General features: G+C 67.7%; 22 protein-coding genes. 12 read left to right on the forward strand and 10 right to left on the reverse strand.

Annotated features, from left to right (window positions below; all coding sequences use genetic code 11):
• Positions 1 to 25: 25 nt before the first annotated feature.
• The 3 genes from NS4_RS15015 to thiO are packed head-to-tail and all read right to left on the reverse strand — an operon-like array spanning position 26 to position 2119.
• The gene (locus tag NS4_RS15015; RefSeq protein WP_063060143.1) at positions 26 to 784 is read right to left on the reverse strand and encodes a thiazole synthase; all 759 of its coding nucleotides are present in this window, start codon (positions 782 to 784) and stop codon (positions 26 to 28) included.
• Entirely contained in the window at positions 777 to 1025 is a 249-nt protein-coding gene (gene thiS / locus NS4_RS15020; RefSeq protein WP_063060144.1) for a sulfur carrier protein ThiS, read from the reverse strand. Before thiS ends, NS4_RS15015 begins: the two co-directional genes overlap by 8 nt.
• Positions 1022 to 2119, reverse strand: coding sequence for a glycine oxidase ThiO (gene thiO, locus NS4_RS15025; RefSeq protein WP_063060272.1), 1098 nt, complete (start codon positions 2117 to 2119; stop codon positions 1022 to 1024). The genes thiS and thiO overlap by 4 nt, the downstream gene beginning before the upstream one ends.
• A gap of 183 nt (positions 2120 to 2302) precedes the next feature.
• Here thiO and thiE point away from each other — a divergent pair, with 183 nt between their 5' ends.
• Positions 2303 to 3001: a thiamine phosphate synthase gene (gene thiE / locus NS4_RS15030; protein ID WP_063060145.1), complete on the forward strand. Its 699-nt coding sequence runs from the start codon at positions 2303 to 2305 to the stop codon at positions 2999 to 3001.
• A gap of 420 nt (positions 3002 to 3421) precedes the next feature.
• Here thiE and NS4_RS15035 read toward each other — a convergent pair whose 3' ends face one another.
• On the reverse strand, positions 3422 to 3733 hold the full coding sequence (locus tag NS4_RS15035; RefSeq protein WP_063060146.1) for a transcriptional regulator: 312 nt from the start codon (positions 3731 to 3733) through the stop codon (positions 3422 to 3424).
• Positions 3714 to 4202, reverse strand: a complete 489-nt coding sequence (locus tag NS4_RS15040) for a hypothetical protein (protein WP_157106062.1) — start codon at positions 4200 to 4202, stop codon at positions 3714 to 3716. The genes NS4_RS15035 and NS4_RS15040 overlap by 20 nt, the downstream gene beginning before the upstream one ends.
• 38 nt (positions 4203 to 4240) lie before the next feature.
• Between NS4_RS15040 and NS4_RS15045 the strand changes: the two genes are divergently transcribed.
• Positions 4241 to 4654 carry a hypothetical protein gene (locus NS4_RS15045; protein ID WP_063060148.1) on the forward strand — a complete coding sequence of 138 codons (414 nt, stop codon included), beginning with the start codon at positions 4241 to 4243 and terminating at the stop codon, positions 4652 to 4654.
• A gap of 257 nt (positions 4655 to 4911) precedes the next feature.
• Here the strand turns inward: NS4_RS15045 and NS4_RS15050 are convergent, their stop codons facing one another.
• Together NS4_RS15050 and NS4_RS15055 are read right to left on the reverse strand one after the other, a co-directional pair.
• Complete coding sequence (locus NS4_RS15050) at positions 4912 to 5310, reverse strand: GNAT family N-acetyltransferase (protein ID WP_063060149.1); 399 nt, start codon at positions 5308 to 5310, stop codon at positions 4912 to 4914.
• A 213-nt stretch (positions 5311 to 5523) separates the two neighbouring features.
• Complete coding sequence (locus NS4_RS15055; RefSeq protein ID WP_084487286.1) at positions 5524 to 6153, reverse strand: NAD(P)H-dependent oxidoreductase; 630 nt, start codon at positions 6151 to 6153, stop codon at positions 5524 to 5526.
• A gap of 54 nt (positions 6154 to 6207) precedes the next feature.
• Between NS4_RS15055 and NS4_RS15060 the strand changes: the two genes are divergently transcribed.
• The 4 genes from NS4_RS15060 to NS4_RS15075 all read left to right on the forward strand — a co-directional run bounded on the left by NS4_RS15060 (position 6208) and on the right by NS4_RS15075 (position 8729).
• Complete coding sequence (locus NS4_RS15060) at positions 6208 to 6585, forward strand: MerR family transcriptional regulator (protein ID WP_084487288.1); 378 nt, start codon at positions 6208 to 6210, stop codon at positions 6583 to 6585.
• Positions 6586 to 6685: 100 nt separating this feature from the next.
• Positions 6686 to 7393: a DUF6597 domain-containing transcriptional factor gene (locus NS4_RS15065; protein WP_063060152.1), complete on the forward strand. Its 708-nt coding sequence runs from the start codon at positions 6686 to 6688 to the stop codon at positions 7391 to 7393.
• Between the two features lie 10 nt (positions 7394 to 7403).
• Positions 7404 to 8258 (forward strand): hypothetical protein, encoded by an 855-nt coding sequence (locus NS4_RS15070; RefSeq protein WP_063060153.1) that lies wholly within the window; start codon positions 7404 to 7406, stop codon positions 8256 to 8258.
• Between the two features lie 135 nt (positions 8259 to 8393).
• Entirely contained in the window at positions 8394 to 8729 is a 336-nt protein-coding gene (locus NS4_RS15075) for a hypothetical protein (protein WP_063060154.1), read from the forward strand.
• 252 nt (positions 8730 to 8981) lie between these two features.
• Here NS4_RS15075 and NS4_RS15080 read toward each other — a convergent pair whose 3' ends face one another.
• Positions 8982 to 9494, reverse strand: coding sequence for a nitroreductase/quinone reductase family protein (locus tag NS4_RS15080; RefSeq protein WP_063060155.1), 513 nt, complete (start codon positions 9492 to 9494; stop codon positions 8982 to 8984).
• A 391-nt stretch (positions 9495 to 9885) separates the two neighbouring features.
• On the opposite strand from NS4_RS15080, the gene NS4_RS15085 reads away from it, so the two are divergent.
• Positions 9886 to 10923, forward strand: a complete 1038-nt coding sequence (locus NS4_RS15085; RefSeq protein ID WP_063060273.1) for a fused (3R)-hydroxyacyl-ACP dehydratase subunits HadA/HadB — start codon at positions 9886 to 9888, stop codon at positions 10921 to 10923.
• A gap of 39 nt (positions 10924 to 10962) precedes the next feature.
• Here NS4_RS15085 and NS4_RS15090 read toward each other — a convergent pair whose 3' ends face one another.
• Both NS4_RS15090 and NS4_RS32655 read right to left on the reverse strand, forming a co-directional pair.
• Positions 10963 to 11712 (reverse strand): Lsr2 family DNA-binding protein, encoded by a 750-nt coding sequence (locus NS4_RS15090; protein WP_174552096.1) that lies wholly within the window; start codon positions 11710 to 11712, stop codon positions 10963 to 10965.
• A gap of 361 nt (positions 11713 to 12073) precedes the next feature.
• Positions 12074 to 12229 carry a CG2302 family histidine operon protein gene (locus NS4_RS32655; RefSeq protein ID WP_169811766.1) on the reverse strand — a complete coding sequence of 52 codons (156 nt, stop codon included), beginning with the start codon at positions 12227 to 12229 and terminating at the stop codon, positions 12074 to 12076.
• A gap of 178 nt (positions 12230 to 12407) precedes the next feature.
• Here NS4_RS32655 and NS4_RS15095 point away from each other — a divergent pair, with 178 nt between their 5' ends.
• The 5 genes from NS4_RS15095 to NS4_RS15115 are packed head-to-tail and all read left to right on the forward strand — an operon-like array spanning position 12408 to position 20072.
• A complete protein-coding gene (locus NS4_RS15095; RefSeq protein ID WP_063060156.1) occupies positions 12408 to 14123 on the forward strand; it encodes an acyclic terpene utilization AtuA family protein in 1716 nt (571 codons plus the stop codon).
• The gene (locus NS4_RS15100) at positions 14120 to 15268 is read left to right on the forward strand and encodes an acyl-CoA dehydrogenase family protein (protein WP_063060157.1); all 1149 of its coding nucleotides are present in this window, start codon (positions 14120 to 14122) and stop codon (positions 15266 to 15268) included. Before NS4_RS15095 ends, NS4_RS15100 begins: the two co-directional genes overlap by 4 nt.
• On the forward strand, positions 15265 to 16863 hold the full coding sequence (locus NS4_RS15105; RefSeq protein ID WP_063060158.1) for an acyl-CoA carboxylase subunit beta: 1599 nt from the start codon (positions 15265 to 15267) through the stop codon (positions 16861 to 16863). The genes NS4_RS15100 and NS4_RS15105 overlap by 4 nt, the downstream gene beginning before the upstream one ends.
• An 8-nt stretch (positions 16864 to 16871) precedes the next feature.
• Positions 16872 to 18908: an acetyl/propionyl/methylcrotonyl-CoA carboxylase subunit alpha gene (locus NS4_RS15110; protein WP_063060159.1), complete on the forward strand. Its 2037-nt coding sequence runs from the start codon at positions 16872 to 16874 to the stop codon at positions 18906 to 18908.
• Between the two features lie 3 nt (positions 18909 to 18911).
• Positions 18912 to 20072, forward strand: coding sequence for an acyl-CoA dehydrogenase family protein (locus tag NS4_RS15115; protein WP_063060160.1), 1161 nt, complete (start codon positions 18912 to 18914; stop codon positions 20070 to 20072).
• Positions 20073 to 20104: the final 32 nt, after the last annotated feature.

Genomic DNA, 20104 nt, shown 5'->3' on the forward strand with positions numbered 1-20104 from the left:
TCGCAGCCGGTCCGGCCTCGGGGATCTACCTCCCGGGCGAGGACGCCTGGGCCCAGAACCGCTTGGGGATCCGGCCCGCTTCCCGCGCCCGGTAACCGGCCCGTACCGCGTCGGCCATGGCGGCGGCCATCAGTGCCGGATGTTTGGCCCGGGTCACCGCGGTGGCGAGCAGTACCGCGGAGCAGCCGAGTTCCATGGCGAGCGCGGCGTCGCTGGCTGTCCCGATACCGGCGTCCAGGATCACCGGCACCTGGGCGCGGCTCACGATCATCTCGATATTGTGCGGATTACCGATACCCAGACCGGTGCCGATCGGGGCGCCCAGCGGCATCACCGCCGCGCATCCCGCGTCCTCGAGCCGCCGCGCCAGCGCCGGATCGTCGTTGGTGTAGGGCAGCACGGTGAAACCGGCGTCCACCAGCTGTTCGGCGGCGTCGATCAGTTCGATGGGGTCGGGCAGCAGGGTCCGGTCGTCGGCGATCACCTCGAGCTTGACCCAGTTCGTATCCAGCGCCTCGGCCGCCAATCGGGCGGTGAGTACCGCCTCGGCGGCCGTGCGGCAGCCCGCGGTATTGGGCAGCGGCGCGATATCGAGCCGTTTCAGTAGGTCGAGCACACCGGTACCGCCCGCGGCGTCGACCCGCCGCATGGCGACCGTGGTCAGTTCCGTACCCGAGGCCAGCAGGGCCTCCTCCAGCACGGTCAGGTTCTCCGCGCCGCCCGTGCCCATGATGAGCCGGGAGCCGAAGGTGCGGTCGGCGATGCGCAGTGCTTCGTCAGCCACCCTGAACCGCCGTGAGCACATCGATCTCCCAGCCGCGGCCCACCGGTTCGTCCCAGCGGGAGCGCGGGAACACGGCGCCGCCGACCGCCAGCGCCACGCCCTGGCAAGGCAGTTCGAGGCGTTCCAGCAGTTGGCGCACCGTGAGCTGTTCGGTGAACTCGTGCTCGATCCCGTTCACCGTGACCCCGATCGGCACGGACGATCCGTGCGCGGGTGAGCCCTGTGTGGACGACTGTGTCATCGACTACCTCCTGAGGATGTGGATGCCGTGAACCGGTTCGGATCGGCCGCCGCGACCTCGGCCAGCGGTTGCCCGTTCAGCTCGGCCACCACCGCCTCGGCGGTGAGCGCGCTGGTCAGCATGCCGTTGCGGCCGTGCCCGGTGGCCGCGATCACGCGGTCGGACAACCGCCCGACGAGGGGGAGATTGTCCGGGCTGCCGGGTCGCGACCCGGCGGCGGCTTCGAGCAGTTCGTATTCGCCGATCCCGGGCAACACGGTCTCGGCGTCACCGATGAGGTCGCGGACCCCGGCGACCGTGACCGCGGTATCGAAACCGGCCTCGTACTGCGTGGCGCCGAGCACCAGGCCGTCGGCGCGGGGCACGAAGTACACGGGCCGCCCGTGCACGCGCGCCCGCACGACCCGGGTGGGCGGTGGTTGGGCGCCGGGGCGGTGGCGTAGCCGCAGGATCTCGCCCTTCACCGGCCGGACCGGCAGGCCGGGCCACAATTCGGCCGAGGCGGCGCCCGCGGCCAGCACCACCTGCCGCTGGTCGAGATCGGTGAGGTCGCGGACGCGGTCCGCGTGCACGGTCACCCCCGCTTCGGCCACGGCCTTGCGCAGCGCGGTCAGCAGCCGGCGGTTGTCGAGGGCCGGTTCGGTGGGCGCCAGCAGCCCGGCCCGCACCGTGCGGGCCAGCGCCGGTTCCAGCTCCCGGACCCCGGCTCGTTCCAGTACCCGGAGCTCATGGCCGCGCTCGCCGACCCATTCGGCGACCGTGCGCAGGTCGGCGGCATCGGCGGCGTCCTGGGCGATCGTCAGGGTCTCGGTGGCGACGAAGACGTCCACACCGGTGACGGCCTCGAGTCGCGCCGCGAAATCCGGCCAGCGGGCCAGTGCCGCGGCCCCGAACTCCAGTACCGCGTCCTCACCGGGCCAGCCCTCCGACAGCGGCGCGAGCATCCCGCCGGCCACCCAGGAGGCACCGCTGCCCACCGCCGGATCGAACAGGGTGACCGTCCAGCCCGCCTCGGCGGCCCGCCAGGCCACGGCCAGCCCGATCACCCCGCCGCCGACGACGGCGAGGGTCGGATCGGTGGCCTGGCCGCTCACCTGCGCCACCTCCTCCGGAAAACACGGTGGCCGGCGTCGGCGGTACGGCCGGATCGATGGATCGGCGCCGGGCTACATCGCGCCGGTCGGGTCCGGCTCGCCGCCCGCGCCGCGCGCGCGGATGTTCGCACTACGTTCCACCTCCTGCAACTTCTCCACGTTAGCGCGGTTACGGTGGCAGCTGTGCAACCGTCCTCCGCTCGCCGACCGCTGCCCCCGCGAGACCGCCTCGCCACCGCCCGGCTCTACCTGTGCACCGACGCCCGCCGGGAGAAGGGGGACCTCGCCGAGTTCGCGGAAGCGGCCCTCGCCGGTGGAGTGGACATCATCCAGCTCCGGGACAAGGGTTCGCCCGGGGAGCGGCAGTTCGGTCCCCTCGAGGCCAAGGGCGAGCTCGCGGCGCTCGCCGAACTGAAGGCCGCGACCCGCCGCCACGGTGCGCTTCTCGCGGTCAACGACCGCGCCGATATCGCACTGGCTGCAGGCGCCGATGTGCTGCACCTGGGTCAGCAGGACCTGCCGCCCTGGTACGCCCGCAAGATCCTCGGCCCGGATGTGGTGATCGGGCGGTCCACCCACGACCGGGATCAGGCCCGGCTGGCCGCGGGCGACGAGAACCTCGACTATTTCTGCACGGGCCCGGTATGGGCGACCCCGACCAAACCTGGGCGCACACCGGCCGGGCCGGAGCTGGTACGCGAAACCGCCGAAGCGGCGCCGACCCGGCCGTGGTTCGCCATCGGCGGTATCGACGCCGCGACCCTTCCCGAAGTTCTGGCGGTGGGCGCCGAACGGGTGGTCGTGGTGCGCGCGATCACCGCGGCAGCGAACCCACAAGCTGCGGCGCGTGAGCTGAAGGCCGCCCTGCTGGAAGCCGACTGACAGAGAGGATGTAGGTGAGCGCCTCCGGCCCGGGTTTGCCCCACCGACTGACTGACTCAGGGTCCTCAACCGGATTTGTCGGCCCGGGCCGGAGGCGCTCACGTGCACTCCGCCAGGTGCGGCGTTGTGACTTCATAGGAGCCTGGCCAGAGGCCCCATCTCTGTCTTGTCCGCGTGCCCGGCTGGTGCGTGCCGCCCTGCCCACGGTCGCGAGCAACAGGACGACGATGCCCTCCATTACACACGAACATGCCATGTCCAGCGAGGTCGCCGGCGGCGTCGATACCCACCGGGACACCCACACCAGCTCATCACTACCGACAACCCCAAACCTGCTCCTTGACATCCATAGGAGCATCCAGCTCGTTCCTTCGGTCGAACAGCTGAGGGTGAGTGTTCAAGAGCGGCGCGCCGGTCCTACTACATGCTTTGCGCCTGCTCGGCGATTTTCCGCAGTTCTGCGAGATGTCCGTCGAGTGCGGCGCGGCCCGCCTTCGTCAGCCCGATCCAGGTCTGGGGCCGGGCGTTGCGAGTCTTCTTGTCGACCCGCACGTAGCCGGCCTCCTTCAAGATCTTGACCTGTTTGCTGAGCACCGAGTCGCTGATGCCGAGTACTTCTCGCGCGACGGCGAATTCGACGAGTTCGGCCGCGGCCAGCGCGGCACACAGGCGCAAGCGATTGGGCGGGTGGATGATTTCGTCGAAGGCGGGCTCAACGGAGGTCGTCGACACTGTTCCTCCCGGCGCGCAGATCCTCGAGCATCGCCGCGGTGACGCGTGGTGAGTAGACCAATGTGAGCCCGAAAACGGCCACCCCGGCCGCGGCCATGGCCCAAGGCAGATCGAAACCCCACTGCAGTACCGTGCCGACGATCACCGCCGGCACGAAGGCGCCTGCCCACTTCCATCCGGGAACGACCGCACTCGGGGTGGTGCGGTAGAGGTCGAGTCCGACGCCGGTCTTCCTGCCCACCAGCCAGCTCAGCGCGAACGGCACCACCAGGATTCCCCCCGGCACCAGCCAGGAAGGATAGCCGTCTCCCAGGCTGAACGACGAGATCGCGATGCCGAAGCTCAACGCCATGCCGACGTGGTACCACCACGGAATCGCTGCCCGCTCGACCAGTCGCGCCCGAGTCGCCGACACCGCATCCAAAGCCTGCCGCGCCTGTTCGGGTGTATACGTCGCAGGCTGCTCCATACTTTCCATAATGGAAAAAGTACCGGATACTTTCCATCATGGAAAGTGGGGAACTCGGTGCCTGGACGCTGTCCCCCCCGGGCATCATCCGGTTCGACCTGCGCTCGGCCGATATCGAAGCACTCGAAGACTTCCGGACCATCAACATGCCCGAGGCCACCCTGGAACAGACGCTCGCCGTACTCAACTTCGGCATGCAGCACGAGGACGGCGCTCTCACCCAGTTCGCCGACGCCCGGGTGGACGCCGGGACGTGGGGTCGGGTGCCCCGCAGCTACATCCGCCTGTCCCGGGACAACGTGCTTTCCCCTGCCCTGGTCACGAAGATGATCGAGGACGCCGACCGCCTCACTCCGGACAACCGATTCGATATCCACACGCTGGACGCCGGCCATGCCGGCGTCATTCTCAAAGTGCGCGAACTGGCCGCCATCCTCGATCGCCTCCCCTGAGCGCACACCCCACCCAAGACGAAGAAGCGCGAACCCGGTGGTGTTCAGCAAAGATGAATCTTCCGACACCTAGGTGTCGGAATTGATCGCTGACCCAGCGATGATTCAGCCTCATGTGGCCAAGATCCCATCGTTTTATGAACGCTGGTCCCACGGTTGCGGTGTCCATTCGGGGCAGCGACCTGGTGGCCGTCCGGTCAGGAACCGCCGGTCCGGGTAAGGGTGGAGTGGAGCAGGATCCAAGGTGGTGTGCGGTGTCAGTTCAGTCTTAGTAGGCCGGCGTCGGTGGTCCGGAATCCGCAGGTGTCGCGATAGAAGCTTTCGAGGTGTGGTTCGTAGTCGACGTGGAGCCATTCGATACCCAGTTCGCGTAGGTCGCTGCTGAGTGTCGTGACCAGGCCGGCTCCGATGCGCTGATGCCGGAAGTCGGGGGCGACCACGGTGTCGAGGAGGAACGCATGCCGACCTCCATCCCAGACCGCGTGCACGAACCCCACAAGCCGATCGCCGACGAACGCGCCGACCCACGATCTGCTGTGCCGCTCCAGGCGCGCCGTCCAAGAACTCGGCACGTGGTCACCGCCGAATGCGTCGGCGTGGAGCCGCGAGAGCATCTCGTCGTCGACAGCGAAACGTATACGAAGATCCGCGACCATGCGGTGTCCTCTCAGCGCAGTTGTCATGACGAATGAAGTCACGTCATCGTGGCATCACGTCGATGCCGGGGCCAGTGGTTATGCGGCATCTCCGCCGCCGTCGGCGTCATCGCCAACCTCGGCTTCTACTTCACCCTCCACACCCGAATGCGGACGCGGCCGGTCCGTTGATCCACCCACCGGTCCTACATCCGGGTTGTGACGCCCGAGCGCTCAGACCGCAACCGAGTCGTACGCGATGTGCGCACGCTGCGCCATCGCGACGCCGATTTTGTATCCCTGCGCGATCAGTCGCTCGTGGACTGCGGAGTCCTTGGACTCGGTGTCGTAGAGAAACTCGATGGATGAGTCGCCGATCTGCGAATAGTCGGCGATGCCGTGCATCGTCTGAGTCGTCAACGCCGTCTTGTATCCGTGCCGGGCAAACGTACCTTCTCCGAGACCAGCACTCGCGACGAGATGTAGTTGCTTCACCACGCTCGGTTCACCGTGCGAAACATCGTCGTAGGCCCCGAATACCCGGTCGAACCAGCCTTTGGCGAGTGCCGGCATGGACCACCAGTAGACCGGAAAGAGGACGACGGTCACATCGGCCGATTCGAGCAGTTCCTGCTCACGCCTGACGTCGGCAGGAAGTTCCGAAAGCCCTCGGTGGTGCGCCAGATCTGCCTTTCGGTAGACCGGATCGAAACCGGATGCCACCAAGTCATGGGTTATCGCGGTGGTATTTCCATCGGACTCGATGCCCTGCTCGATGGCCCGGGCAATGGCCCAGGTCGCCGAGTCGTGGTCCGGATGCGCGACTACGAGCATCACCTTCGGTCGACTGCTTTCGTTCATCATGCCGGCCAAGCTAAAGTATGACACTTACGTCAATGTCAAGGGGAGGACGGCTGGATGCGGATACGCGAATTGAGCCGGGCCACCGGGGCGAGCCCGCGAATGCTCCGGCACTACGAGGGTGCCGGGATTCTCTCGCCCGAACGCGACTCCAACGGTTACCGGAACTACCGCCCCGACGATGTTCAGATCGTGGACCACATACGCTGCTTGCTGGCCTCCGGCCTGTCGCTGTCGGAGGCATCCGCGATACTGCAGGTCGCATGCATCGATCCCGCCGGCGCCTCCGATGCCGACCGGAAAGCCGCGTTGACGCAACTCGACGAGCGGGCAGGCCGATTGGGCGCTGGGATCGCCCGCCTCAGGGCCCAGGAAGCCGAGCTTCTCCGACTCCGCGCGAGCATCGAGGCCGAGGCCGGTCCCGCATCGGATTGATTCGGTAGACGCACGGCCGGCCCCACACCGCGACCGGCCCCACCGGACTCCGGCACTGCAGGGGAATCCTGGTCGGTTCGTGCCTGGATAGTGTGCCCGGGTGGGTGTTTACCGTGAGTATCGGCCGCCGACCGGGTTGGAGGCGGTGGCGGCCTGTGTATGGGATAGTGACGCTCTGGTCGGCGGCACGCAGCGTGTGGTTCCGGATGGGTGCGTCGACCTGGTCTGGCTCGGCACCCGACTTCTTGTGGTCGGCGCCGATACGAAACCGCTGGTGTGGGCGGCGACCGGCGAGTCCGCGGGCGGTATCCGGCTCCGGCCGGGAATGGCCGGAGCCGTCCTGGGCATCCCGGCCGATGAAGTACGCGACCAGCAGATCCCGCTGTCTCTGCTGTGGCCGGCGGTCGCGGACTGGACCGATGACCTCGCGGCCGCGGACCCATCGACGCGTCTCCGGTTGCTGACCGAGGCCCTGCTGCACAGGAAGGCCGGACCGGACCCGCTCGTCGACGCCGCCATCTCCCGGTTGAGCAACAGTGGTGCGCGTGTCGCGGCTGTCGCCGATGACCTGGGTGTCAGCGAGCGTCATCTCCACCGCCGAGTCACCGCGGCGGTCGGTTACGGCCCCAAGTTCTTGGCTCGGGTGATCCGGTTGCGCAAACTCGTTGCCCTGCAGCAAGGTTCGCTGGCCGACCGCGCTCATGTGGCAGGTTATGCCGGCCAGGCGCATATGACGGCGGAAGTGCGGCGCCTCACCGGCCTCACGCCTGTCCGTTTCTTGAAAGACGCCACGCTCACCGCCGCCTAGCCTGCGGTGCATGAGTATCGACCTGGAAGCTGCCCGGCAGTTCATCGAATCCAACGCCCGTGTCCTGGAACGCCACCAGCTCGCCGTCCTCCTCGACAACGGACCGGTCGAGCCCGTACTTACCGCACTCGCGGCGTATCAGAACCATGACGGCGGATTCGGACATGCGTTGGAGCCCGACGTGCGGTGCCCCGACAGCCAGCCGGCCGCGGCACTGGCGGCCCTCGACGTCCTCACCGACATCAACGCCACCCGAGCCCCCATGGTCACCGAGGTCAGCGACTGGATCGCTACCATCGCCCATCCCGACGGCGGTATCCCCACCGTGCTTCCCTCGGCAGACGGCCACCCCCACGCACCCTGGATGACACCGAGCCCGGAAGCGGGCTTCCTCACCTACGCCCTCGCGGCCCGGCTGTGGCAACTCGGCGCCCGGCATTCGTGGCTCGACACCGCGACGACGTGGTGCTGGAACCAGATCGAGGCGATCGACAAACCGGTCGGCTACACCGTTGAATTCGCCCTACAGTTCCTCGACGCAGTCCCCGACCCTGCCCGCGCCGCCGCGGCCATCGAGTTGCTGCGTCCGGCGATCCGCACCGACGGCACGGTGCCCGTCGAGGGAGGAATCGAGAACGAACACATCAAACCCCTCGACCTTTCCCCGCGACCCACCGCACCGAGCCGGGCCCTGTTCGACGACTCCACGATCACCGCCGAACTGGAGCGACTCGAACACGAACAACTGGCCGACGGCGGCTGGGACTTCCACTTCCTGCACTACTCTCCCGGCCAGATCGTGGAATGGCGCGGCCTGACCACACTGGCCGCCCTCCGAACCCTGCGCGAACACCGACGGATCTGACCCGCACCGGTGTCCGTCGGCCGCACGGTCCAGGTCGATGTGCGCGGCTTCGTTGTTCGCGACGGTTCTCCATGCGCGGGAAGGCGCTAGAACTGAGGGCACCAATAGATTTCGCGGCGGGCAGGAGTTTCGAAGATGGTTCCGGCAGGAAAACTGGCGGTCGTAGTCGTGGCCACCGCCCTCTCCGTTTCAGCACCCGCCTGCGTCGCGCAGAATGAACCGGGATCGGCGGTGAACCGCCACGAGGGTGTGGCCGGCTGCATCCGGTGGTGGTGGACCGACAGCGAGGCCTCGGCAGCCACCACAACCATCCATTGGCACAATAATTGCCCCGGCGAGGTGAAGCTGGTGGTTTCGTGGCGGAACCATCGGACGAACATGAATCCGGATGACGTGCTCTACGGAATCCCGGGGGGTGGTGAAGGCTCCGACACCTGGGCGGGCATCCCCATTTCTTTCAGGCAATTGTGAGACACATCCAACGCCGCCCATTGTCCGGTCCGGCCGTCGTCGGCGGCCGCCACCGAAAGCTGTTCGTGGGCGCCGGCCGGCCGTAGCCGGTGCAGCGCGCGGTCGGTATCGGCCGACCCGAAACCACGCTCGTCGCCGGCTCCCGGAACGGCCCTCACTGCTACTGAGTGGACCTCCGGCGGCGTCCCGGTTCTGCGGCGCAGCCCGGTGCGCACCATCGGGCGCACCGTGGCCGGGGTTTCCCGAGAACGCTCAGCCCTCGCCGTCGGGTGTCAGCACGACCAGCGGCATGGGCCGGTCGATCTTGGACTGGAAGTCCGCCAGCAGGGGGTTGTTGGCCAGCACCCAGGCCGCGAACTCGTCGTAGTCCGCACCTTCGAGCACCTTGCCGGTCGCGGGGTAGGTTCTGTCCCGGAGCTCGATGGTGACCTGCGGATTCGCCTTGATGTTGTACCACCAGGCCGGGTACTTGTCCTCGATGAACGAGCTCACGTACATGGTGTCGTCCCGGTACAGGGGGCCCAGCGGAGTCGTGTGCCGCTTGCCGCTCTTGGCTCCCGTGGTGGTGAGCAGGATGAGGTCCCCGCCCGCGTAGGCACCGCCCACCTTGCCCGAGTTCTCCCGGAACTCCTTGATCACATCATCGTTCCAGTTGGCGATGCTGTCCTGCTCGTCCCAAGCCTGGTTCCACGGCGCGTTCGGATCGTTGTAGTCGGTGATATCGGTCTGTCCCGGTTGTCCCGCAGTCGATTGGGTTTCGCTCATGCTTGGAGTGTGTCGCGGATATAGGACAGTTACCGTCCTGATTCGACGATGAACCGTGCCGTTGCCGCACGCGGCGTGCCCGCCGGGTACGCCTCTGCCCGGGCGTGGTCGAGGGCTCCTCCGGGCACGAACTGCCTCGCCATCACGATGCGCGCAACCGCCGACCCGTGCGGTGATGTCGGCAAATGGACGGTTGATCGGCAAGTGCTCGGAAAAATTATGGTTGACCAGCGATGATCTGGCGCATCAGTGGGCAGGGACGCATTGATTGTCGAATACTCGGCACAGCAGTCGGAGCGGCGAGCCTACGGAAGCGTCCTGTGAGAAGGTGGGCTTTCGCTCGCGCATTCGGTGCCGGCGGTGTCGAAGGAATGTGGACGAAGGAGAGGCTTTGGTGGAAGCGGCGTTCGACGTGGCCGGGCTGGTAGGGCATCGTTACCGTGCGGAGGACTACTACGAGGTGGGGCGGGAGAAGATCCGCGAGTACGCGCGAGCGGTGCAGGACTTCCACCCGGCGCACTGGAGCGAAGACGCTGCCGGCGAGTTCGGATACGCCGGTCTGATCGCGCCGACCACGTTCATTTCCACCGTCGCGATGTTGGCCAATCGCAGACTGTCGGAGACCGTCATGACCCACTACGACGTGCTCGTGCAGACCGATCAGGTTTTCGAGATGTACAAGCCGGTGCTCACCGGCGACCGGCTGGTCAGCGATGTCGAGCTGTCCTCGGTACGTCGCATCGCGGGCAAGGACCTGCTCACCATCACCAACACATTCACCGACCGGACCGGCGATATCGTGCAGATCATGCACACCACCGTCGTCGGCCTCACCAGCGAGGATGTCGACACCGACCTCGGCGACACGCTCGAGCGCGTCGTCATGAGCGGGCTCCACACGACCTCCCGAACCGCAGCCGCATCCGCCGACGGGCCGTCGGCGCCGGACCCGGATACCGAGATCGTCGCACGTCTTTCGCCGATCTCCCGCACGCGTATCCCGTGCACCGTGCCGCGATTCGAGGACATCGCCGTCGGTGACGAGCTTCCCGCACGGTCTGTGAACCTGACACGCGGCGATCTGGTGAATTACGCCGGGGTCTCGGGAGACGTGAATCCCATCCATTGGCATGAGGGGGTCGCCGCGCTCGCGGGTCTTCCGAATGTGATCGCCCACGGCATGCTCACCATGGGTCTGGGAGCGGGATTCGTCACCGGATGGCTCGGTGACCCGGGTGCATTGATCAGATACGGGGTCCGGCTGTCGAATTACACGGTCATCGAAGCCTCCTCCGCCGGAACCGTGGAGTTCACCGGGCGCATCAAGGCGGTCGATCCCGAGACGAGGACAGCTGTGGTCGTCATCGCCGCGAAGTCGGCCGGCCGCAAGATCTTCGGCCTCGCCACCGCGGATGTCCGCCTCGCATAGCCTGCGCCGTGATAGGGGGGCCGTCGGTCGGGAAAGGCCTCACTGTTCGCACGCTGTATGAGGGGCCGCGTCATCGCTGAGGCGGGATGGTCGGTCGGATCGGATGTTCGCCCGCTCCCACGCCTCTGTAATCGCGGCGGGAATTCGTCCGCGGTCGGGTAAGTCGTAGTGGTTGGCGCGAGCCCACGCACGAATGACGTGGGAATCGACGGCTTGTGCTGCACCGGAACCGAGATCAGCGGAGCCCGAATCCGTCGGCTGATGCTCGGGATCACGGGAGAAGCCGACCCCGTCATCGAGAAGCCCATCGGGGAACAGCGGCACATCGATCCGACCGCTGAAGCTCGCGGCGAGGAACGCGGTCAAACAGCCATCGAAGGCGTACCAGCGCGGCCCGCGGGCTTCGTTGACAGCTACACGCCAGCCATCGGGGTCGTCCGCGGGTTCGGTGATCCAGAAGAGATGCTCGCCGTTGTCGGTCACCCCGCAGGCCAGCAGGCTGTCCGGGGCGTGCGGCACCGGAACTGAGCCGGTATCACGGTCGTCCCGGAGTTGCCGGCGCAGGGTGGCCGGCATCGGGCCGGCGAGATCGATCCACTCGGTCGGGCCGTGCGGGTGATAGACCCTCAGGTACGCACAGAAAATGCCGGGGCCGTACACCGTGGCGAGCTGCTTGTAGTCGGCCGGCAACGTGAGACCGACCGCGTTTTCGGCGGCTCCCCAGTCCACTGAGACCGGCTCGGGGGGTGGCGCGCAGACCCGCACGAGGTCCGTGATTCCGGTCGGCACGCTGCGACCTTACGGCAAGCCGACCACAGACATGAGGCTGCCGGCGGCATGTGCCGTGGACCCGATGGGCCTGCGGTAATGGGGGAGGGCCACGCAACGGCGGCGCCGGGGCACCGAGTCGCTGATTCCGGAGCGCGCCGGCGCGTGTTCCGGCGGTGCCGGGCGAGGTGTCCGGTGTGGCCCGCTCGCATCCCCGGGCCGGTTCACCGCGACTTCCCACCTGTCGCGCAACACGCCGTGCCCGCAGTGTTGACCGCGACGGCCCATCGGAAACCTGCCCGGGCGCCGGTTCCCGTCGCGGGTGGTTGCCGGTGGTGCGATCCGGCCGGTCGAGCGGCCGGTGCCGGCACCGTATCCGGCCTCAGAGCAGCCAGAGCACCGCGCCCAGCGCCGCGAGTGCGGCGCAGACCCCCAGCGCGACCGCGAGCGGCCGGGCGGTCTTCCAGGTGGTGTAGGCGCCGCCGATGAGAAATCCGGCGAGGGTGAACAGCAGAATTACGGCGACATCGGTGGACACAGCGCCCTATTGTGCCTGGTCTCGGCGCTGCTCCCCGCCGCGGCCCGGGCTCTGGGAATTAACAAGCACGCGTGCTTGATTTTTTACCGGCGGCCTGTGATGCTGGGGCGGTACGCGGACAGCCACGGGCGCATTTCGGCGACCCCGCCCGGCGCCGCGGTAGGAGGCGAAACCGCTGATGAGTGGTCTGGCGTCCGATCCCGACCTGATCCGGATCGGCAACTGTTCGGGGTTCTACGGCGACCGCTTCGGCGCGATGCGCGAAATGCTCGAGGGCGGGCAGCTCGATGTGCTGACCGGTGACTATCTCGCCGAACTCACCATGCTGATCCTGGGCCGTGATCGGATGAAGGATGCCGGCCTCGGCTATGCCAAAACCTTCCTGCGTCAGCTCGAGGAGTGCCTCGGCCTCGCGCTGGAACGAAATGTCCAGATCGTGACCAATGCCGGTGGCCTGAATCCGGCCGCGCTGGCGGAGAAGGTGGGGGAGCTGGCGGCCCGGCTCGGCCTGGAGGTCCGGGTCGGATACGTGGACGGCGACGACCTCACCGGCCGCGCCGCCGAACTCGGCCTGGGCTCCCCGCTCACCGCCAACGCCTATCTCGGGGCCTGGGGTATCGCCGAATGCCTGGCCGCGGGCTCGGATGTGGTGGTCACCGGCCGGGTCACCGACGCCTCGGTGGTGGTGGGCCCGGCCGCCGCCCATTTCGGCTGGAAACGTACCGATTACGACCGGCTGGCCGGTGCGGTGGTGGCCGGTCATGTGATCGAATGCGGCACCCAGGCCACCGGCGGCAACTTCGCGTTCTTCCGCGAGCTCCCCGACCTCGGCCGCCCCGGATTCCCCCTCGCGGAGATCCGCGCGGACGGTAGCAGCGTCATCACCAAACACGCGGGCACCGGCGGCGCGGTCACCGTGGACACCGTCGCGGCCCAGCTCATGTACGAGATCCAGGGCGCGCGCTACGCCGGCCCTGATGTCACCGCCCGGCTCGATACGGTCGAACTCGCCGCCGACGGCCCGGACCGGGTATCGATCCGCGGCGTCGTGGGGGAACCGCCGCCGCCGACGGTGAAGGTTTCGCTGAACACTCTCGGCGGGTTCCGCAACGAGATGGAGTTCATCCTCACCGGCCTCGATATCGAAGCGAAAGCCGATCTGGCGCGGCGGCAGCTGGAGGCCTGGTTGCCCGAACGTCCGGCCGAACTCGACTGGACCCTGGCCCGGCTGGACCGTCCCGACGCCGACACCGAGGAACAGGCCAGCGCCCTGCTGCGCTGTGTGGTCCGCGACCCCGATCCGAACAAGGTGGGTCGCGCGTTCTCCGGTGTCGCCGTCGAACTCGCGCTGGCCAGCTATCCGGGCTGCAGTTTTACCGCCCCGCCCGGTAACGGTTCGCCCTACGGCGTCTACCGACCGGGATTCGTCGACGCCGCCGAGGTCGCACATACCGCCCACCGGCCGGCCGGGTGCAAGGTCGTGGTGGGGGCCCCGTCGGAGACCCGCGAACTGACCGAGGTCCCGGAACCCGAACTTCCCGCACCGCTTGCGCCCACACCCACGAAACGGGCACCGCTGGGCGAGATCGCGCTGGCCCGCAGTGGCGACAAGGGTGGTGACGCGAATATCGGCGTCTGGGTGCGCACCGAGGACCAGTGGCGCTGGCTGGTGCACACCCTCACCGTCGAGCGGCTGCGCGAACTACTGCCCGAAACCGCCCCCCTGGAGATCACCCGGCATGTGCTGCCGAATCTGCGGGCGCTCAACTTCCTCATCTCCGGTCTGCTCGGCGAAGGCGTGGCCTACCAGGCCCGGTTCGACCCGCAGGCCAAGGGACTCGGCGAATGGCTGCGGTCCCGTCATCTCGACATACCGTTGGAGCTGCTGCCTTGACTGTCTGGAACACCGCCGAGCGCCGCGAACTGCGCGCCACCGTGCGCGCTTTCGCCGAGCGCGAGATCCTGCCCTACCAGGACGACTGGGAACGCGACGGGGAGATTCCGCGGGAACTGCACAAGAAGGCAGGGGAACTCGGCCTGCTCGGGATCCAGTTCCCGGAGGCCGCGGGCGGGGCGGGCGGAAACGGTATCGACGGCGCCGTCGTCTGCGAGGAACTGCACTACGCCGGGGTCTCGGGTGGAGTGTTCGCCTCCCTGTTCACCTGCGGTATCGCGGTACCGCACCTCATCGCCGCGGGCGATCCGGCGCAGCTCGACCGCTGGGTACGGCCCACGCTGACCGGTGACAAGATCGGTTCGCTGGCGATCACCGAACCCGGCGGCGGCTCCGATGTGGGACATCTGACCACCTCGGCCCGCCGCGACGGCGATCACTACATCGTCAACGGCGCCAAGACCTACATCACCTCCGGCTGCCGCGCCGATTTCGTCGTGACCGCCGTCCGCACCGGCGGTCCGGGCGCGTCCGGGGTTTCGCTGCTGGTGGTCGAGAAGGGCACCCCCGGGTTCACGGTGGGCCGCAAACTGGACAAGATGGGCTGGCGCGCTTCCGATACCGCGGAACTGTCCTACCAGGATGTCCGGGTTCCGGTGTCGAATCTGGTAGGGCCGGAGAATTCCGGCTTCCTGCAGATCGCCGCGGCATTCGTCAGCGAACGGGTCGGACTCGCCGTGCAGGCGTATTCGAGCGCCCAGCGCTGCCTGGACCTCGCCCTGGACTGGGTGCGCAACCGGGAAACCTTCGGCCGCCCGCTCATCAGCAGGCAGGCCGTGCAGAACACCGTCACCGAGATGGCCCGCCGGGTCGATATCGCCCGCGTCTACACCCGGGACGTGGCCGCCCGCGCCGCGGCCGGGGAGACCGATCTGATCGCCGAGGTCTGCTTCGCCAAGAACACCGCCGTCGAATCCGGCGAATGGGTGGCGAATCAGGCGGTGCAACTCTTCGGCGGACTCGGCTATATGCGCGAATCCGAGGTGGAACGCCAGTACCGCGATATGCGGATCCTGAGTATCGGCGGCGGAACCACCGAAATCCTCACCGGCTTGGCCGCGAAACGATTGGGTTACCAGTCATGACGACACTGCGCAGCACCCTCGACACCACGAGCGGTGATTACACCGCGGCGGCCGCGGCCATGACAGCCAAACTCGCCGAGGTCGAGGCGGAGTTCGAGAAGGTCATCGCGGGCGGCGGCCCCGAGAAACTCGCCCGCCACCGCAAACGCGGCAAACTGACCGCTCGCGAACGTATCGAACTGCTCATCGACGAGGACTCGCCGTTCCTCGAACTGTGCCCGCTCGCCGCCTGGGGCAGTGAATTCCAGGTGGGCGCCAGCACCGTCGCCGGTATCGGCGTGGTGGAGGGGGTGGAATGCATGATCGTCGCGCCCGACCCCACCGTGCGCGGCGGCACCTCCAACCCGTGGACGCTGCGCAAGACATTGCGGGTCAACGACATCATCCGGGAGAATCGGCTCCCGGTGATCTCGCTGGTGGAATCCGGCGGCGCCGATCTGCCCACGCAGAAAGAGGTCTTCGTCCCCGGCGGCCGGATGTTCCGCGACCTCACCCAGGCGTCGGCGGCGGGTATTCCCACCATCGCCCTGGTCTTCGGCAACTCCACCGCGGGCGGCGCCTACATCCCCGGGATGTCCGATCACGTGGTGATGATCAAGGAACGCTCCAAGGTGTTCCTGGGCGGACCGCCGCTGGTGAAGATGGCCACCGGTGAGGAATCCGACGACGAATCCCTGGGTGGCGCGGATATGCACGCCCGGGTCTCCGGCCTGGCCGATTACTACGCGCTCGACGAACAGGACGCGATCCGCATCGGCCGGCGCATCGTCAAACGGCTGAACTGGAAGAAGCAGGGACCGGCAGCGCGCACCTCGGTGCTCGAACCGCTGTACGACCCGGACGAACTACTCGGGATCGTCCCGCCCGACCTGAAGATACCCTTCGATCCGCGCGAGGTGATCGCCCGGATCGTCGACGGCTCCGATTTCGACGAGTTCAAGCCGCGCTACGGGTCCAGCCTGGTCACCGGCTGGGCCGAACTGCACGGGTATCCGGTCGGCATCCTCGCCAACGCCCGCGGGGTGCTGTTCTCCGAGGAATCGCAGAAGGCCACCCAGTTCATCCAGCTGGCGAACAAGACCAACACTCCGCTGCTGTTCCTGCACAACACCACCGGCTACATGGTCGGCAAGGAGTACGAGCAGAAGGGCATCATCAAACACGGCGCCCAGATGATCAACGCGGTCTCCAATTCCAAGGTCCCGCATATCTCCGTACTCATGGGCGCCTCCTACGGCGCCGGGCACTACGGTATGTGCGGCCGCGCCTACGACCCCCGTTTCGTCTTCGCCTGGCCCAGTGCCAAATCCGCGGTCATGGGCGGTGCGCAACTGGCCGGGGTGATATCCATCGTCGGCCGCGCCGCCGCCGAGGCCCGCGGGCAGGCGTTCGACGAAGAAGCCGATGCCGGGATGCGTGCCATGGTGGAAGCGCAGATCGAGGCCGAATCGCTGGCCATGTTCATGTCCGGGCGGCTCTACGACGACGGGGTCATCGACCCGCGCGATACCCGCACAGTGCTGGGTATGGCCCTCTCGGCCATCCACACTGCACCTGTCCAGGGCGCCGAATCCTTCGGCGTCTTCCGAATGTGAGGCCGGTCGTGACGAATTCACAGCAGCCCATCACCAGCGTTCTGGTCGCCAACCGCGGTGAGATCGCCCGCCGGATCTTCGCCTCCTGCCGTCGGATGGGCGTGGGCACGGTGGCGGTCTATTCCGACGCCGACGCCGAATCCCCGCATATCGCGGAGGCCGACGCCGCGGTCCGTCTGCCCGGGAATACACCCGCGCAGACCTATCTGCGCGGCGATCTCATCATCGCGGCCGCCCGGGCCACGGGTGCCGATGCCATCCACCCCGGCTACGGGTTCCTTTCCGAGAACGCTGAGTTCGCGCGGGCGGTGGAGGCGGCCGGACTGATCTGGATCGGGCCGCCCGCAGCCGCCATCGAGGAGATGGGTTCCAAGGTCGCGTCCAAGAAGATGATGGACGCCGCCGGGGTGCCGGTGCTGGCCGAACTCGATCCGGCGGAGGTCACCGAAGCCCAGCTCCCGGTCTTGATCAAGGCTTCCGCCGGGGGCGGCGGCCGCGGTATGCGGGTGGTACGCGACCTGGCCGAACTGCCCGGGCAGTTGGAAGGCGCCCGCCGGGAGGCCGAATCGGCGTTCGGCGACCCCACCGTCTTCTGCGAGCGCTATCTGGAGACCGGCCACCATATCGAAGTCCAGGTGATGGCCGATACGCACGGCACCATCTGGGCCGTCGGCGAACGGGAGTGCTCGATCCAGCGCCGGCACCAGAAGGTCGTCGAGGAGGCGCCGTCCCCGCTGGTGGAACGTATCGATGCCGGCCGGGGACCGGATTCGGGACCAGGTATGCGGGGCCGGTTGTTCGAGGCGGCCCGCCAGGCCGCCGCCGCCATCGGCTACACCGGCGCCGGTACGGTCGAATTCCTGGCCGACGAGTCGGGCGAGTTCTTCTTCCTGGAGATGAACACCCGCCTTCAGGTGGAGCATCCGGTCACCGAATGCACCACCGGCCTCGACCTGGTCCAGTTGCAGCTCGAGGTGGCCCAGGGCGCTCGGCTCGCTCCCCAACCGCCTGCTCCGCACGGTCATTCGATCGAGGTGCGGCTCTACGCCGAGGACCCCGCGCAGGATTGGCAGCCGCAGAGCGGAACCGTTCACCGCATAGAGGTTCCCGGGGTCGCGGCGGAATTCGACCTGCTCGACCGCCCCGGTGTCCGCCTGGATTCCGGTGTGGTCGACGGTTCGGCGGTCGGGGTGCACTACGACCCCATGCTCGCCAAGGTCATCTCCTACGGTCGCACCCGGGAGGAGGCGGCCCGGCTGCTGGCCGGTGCCCTGCACCGGGCCCGGATCCACGGCTTGGTCACCAACCGTGACCTGCTCGTCCGGGTATTGCGCCATCCCGCCTTCCTGGCCGGCGATACCGATACCGCCTTCTTCACCACGCACGGTCTGGACACCTTGGCCGCGCCCCTGGCCGGTCCGGACGAGGAGGGACTGTCGATCGTCGCGGCCGCGCTCGCCGAAGCGGCCGCCAACCGGGCCCGGGCCGGTGTGGTCGCGGGTGTGCCGAGCGGCTGGCGCAATCTGCCGTCGCAGGCGCAACGCAAGTCCTACGAAAGCCGCGCCACCGGTTCGCACGATATCGACTACCGGTTCACCCGCAGCGGGGTGGAGGTCGCCGGGTGCGCCGGTCTGGAATTGATCTCCGTCGCTCCCGATCAGGTGGTGCTGGCGGTGCCCGGGGCGCACGGCCTGGTCCGGCGGCAGTTCGCCGTCGCCCGCTACGACGATCTCGTGTGCGTGGATTCCGCGCTCGGGCCGGTGTCGGTGCGCCGCCTGCCGCGGTTCACCGACCCCGCCGACCAGGTGGCCACCGGGTCGCTGCTGGCACCCATGCCGGGCAATGTGATCCGGCTGGGCGCCGAGGTCGGCAGTTCGGTGACCGCCGGCCAGCCGATCCTGTGGCTGGAGGCCATGAAGATGGAGCACACCATAGCCGCGCCCGTCGACGGTGTGCTCAGTGCCGTGAATGTCGAAGTCGGCCGGCAGGTCGACGTGGGTGCCGTTCTCGCCGTGGTGGATCCCGCCACCGAAAACCAGGAGTAGGCAATGAGCTTCATCGAATCCGACGAACGCAAAGAACTGCGCGCTGCCGTGGCCGCGCTGGCCGCCAAGTACAACTACCGCGATTACGTGCTGCCGCGGGCGCGGAAGAGCGAACCGCTGGACGAACTGTGGGCCGAGGCCGGGAAGCTGGGCTTCCTCGGGGTGAACCTGCCCGAGGAGTACGGGGGCGGCGGCGCCGGAATGTACGAACTGGCGCTGGTGATGGAGGAGCTGTCCGCGCAGGGTGCCGGTCTGCTGCTCATGGTGGTCTCGCCCGCCATCTGCGGCACCATCATCACCAAGTACGGCACCGACGAGCAGAAGGCCGAATGGCTGCCCAAGCTCTCCGACGGTTCGGCCAAGATGGTCTTCGGTATCACCGAACCCGATGCCGGTTCCAATTCACATCAGATCACCACCACCGCCCGCCGCGACGGTGACGACTGGCTGCTCACCGGCCGCAAGATCTTCATCTCCGGCGTCGACCAGGCCGAGGCGGTGCTGATCGTGGCGCGCACCGAGGACCATAAGACGGGCAAACTCAAGCCCGCCCTGTTCATCGTGCCCACCGACGCGCCCGGGTTCGAGAAGACCCCGCAGGAAATGGACATAATCGAGCCGGACCATCAGTTCACCCTGTTCCTCGACGACGTCCGGTTGCCCTCCACCGCCCTGGTCGGTAAAGAGGACGCCGCCCTCATGCAGCTGTTCGCGGGCCTGAACCCGGAGCGGATCATGGGCGCCGCCATGGCGGTCGGCGTCGGCCGCTACGCCATCGACCGGGCGGTCGAATACGCCAAGGAGCGCACGGTCTGGAAGACCCCCATCGGCGCGCACCAGGGCATCGCGCATCCGCTGGCGCAGGTGAAGATCGAACTGGAACTGGCCCGGTTGATGATGCTCAAGGCCGCCACCCTCTACGACGCCGGTGACGAGATGGGCGCCGCGGAGGCCGCCAACATGGCCAAATACGCGGCTGCCGAGGCCAGTATCAAAGCCCTCGACCAGGCTATCCAGACCCACGGCGGTTCCGGTCTGACCTCGGAATACGGTCTGGCCGCCATGCTCGGCGCGGCCCGGATCGCGCGGGTGGCCCCGGTGAGCCGGGAAATGATCCTCAATTTCGTCGCCCAGCATTCGCTGGGCCTGCCGAAGTCCTACTGAGCACCCGAGGGCCGGGGCGTATGCGCTCCGGC

This window comes from Nocardia sienata NBRC 100364, from assembly GCF_001613205.1.
Lineage (GTDB): Bacteria > Actinomycetota > Actinomycetes > Mycobacteriales > Mycobacteriaceae > Nocardia > Nocardia sienata.

What these genes read in the sequence shown, in the direction of transcription:
- NS4_RS15050 (WP_063060149.1), bottom strand. Translation starts at nt 5,310, where the DNA reads ATGGTCGCGGATCTTCGTATACGTTTCGCTGTCGACGACGAGATGCTC.
- NS4_RS15105 (WP_063060158.1), top strand. Translation starts at nt 15,265, where the DNA reads ATGACGACACTGCGCAGCACCCTCGACACCACGAGCGGTGATTACACC.
- NS4_RS15055 (WP_084487286.1), bottom strand. Translation starts at nt 6,153, where the DNA reads ATGATGAACGAAAGCAGTCGACCGAAGGTGATGCTCGTAGTCGCGCAT.
- NS4_RS15045 (WP_063060148.1), top strand. Translation starts at nt 4,241, where the DNA reads ATGGAAAGTGGGGAACTCGGTGCCTGGACGCTGTCCCCCCCGGGCATC.
- NS4_RS15095 (WP_063060156.1), top strand. Translation starts at nt 12,408, where the DNA reads ATGAGTGGTCTGGCGTCCGATCCCGACCTGATCCGGATCGGCAACTGT.
- NS4_RS15115 (WP_063060160.1), top strand. Translation starts at nt 18,912, where the DNA reads ATGAGCTTCATCGAATCCGACGAACGCAAAGAACTGCGCGCTGCCGTG.
- NS4_RS15070 (WP_063060153.1), top strand. Translation starts at nt 7,404, where the DNA reads ATGAGTATCGACCTGGAAGCTGCCCGGCAGTTCATCGAATCCAACGCC.
- NS4_RS15060 (WP_084487288.1), top strand. Translation starts at nt 6,208, where the DNA reads ATGCGGATACGCGAATTGAGCCGGGCCACCGGGGCGAGCCCGCGAATG.
- NS4_RS15075 (WP_063060154.1), top strand. Translation starts at nt 8,394, where the DNA reads ATGGTTCCGGCAGGAAAACTGGCGGTCGTAGTCGTGGCCACCGCCCTC.
- NS4_RS15080 (WP_063060155.1), bottom strand. Translation starts at nt 9,494, where the DNA reads ATGAGCGAAACCCAATCGACTGCGGGACAACCGGGACAGACCGATATC.
- NS4_RS15040 (WP_157106062.1), bottom strand. Translation starts at nt 4,202, where the DNA reads ATGGAGCAGCCTGCGACGTATACACCCGAACAGGCGCGGCAGGCTTTG.
- thiS (WP_063060144.1), bottom strand. Translation starts at nt 1,025, where the DNA reads ATGACACAGTCGTCCACACAGGGCTCACCCGCGCACGGATCGTCCGTG.